Source organism: Salinarimonas soli (genome assembly GCF_008386575.1).
In the GTDB taxonomy this organism is placed as follows: Bacteria; Pseudomonadota; Alphaproteobacteria; order Rhizobiales; family Beijerinckiaceae; genus Salinarimonas_A; species Salinarimonas_A soli.
Genome location: NZ_VUOA01000190.1, coordinates 1 through 305, shown reverse-complemented (window position 1 = coordinate 305; position 305 = coordinate 1). Strand labels below are relative to the sequence as shown.

Here is a 305-nt window from a genome sequence, read left to right as displayed (position 1 = left end):
TGTTTGCCGTTTTGGCCGTGGCTCACGCCGCACCTGACGACGAGTTCACCGTTCGCTGCGACAACGTTAATTTAGATGAGGTCCTCAGCAATTCTCGACTTCTTCAGCCTTACATCAAATGTATCCTCGACAAGGACAGGTGTGCCCCTGACGCTAAGGAGTTGAAGGAACACATCAGGGAGGCACTCGAGACCGAATGCGCGAAATGTACCGAAGCCCAGAAGAAGGGTACTCGACGTGTTATCGGCCATCTAATTAATAACGAAAGCAAATCCTGGAATGAGCTGACCGCTAAATACGACCCC

The 305-nt window shown here is 51.1% G+C and carries 1 protein-coding gene; it reads left to right on the top strand.

Annotated elements, in window-relative coordinates; translation table 11 throughout:
• On the top strand, window positions 1–305 hold a 305-nt coding region (locus tag F0L46_RS27810), incomplete at both ends, for a 4CSP family protein (protein ID WP_149822421.1).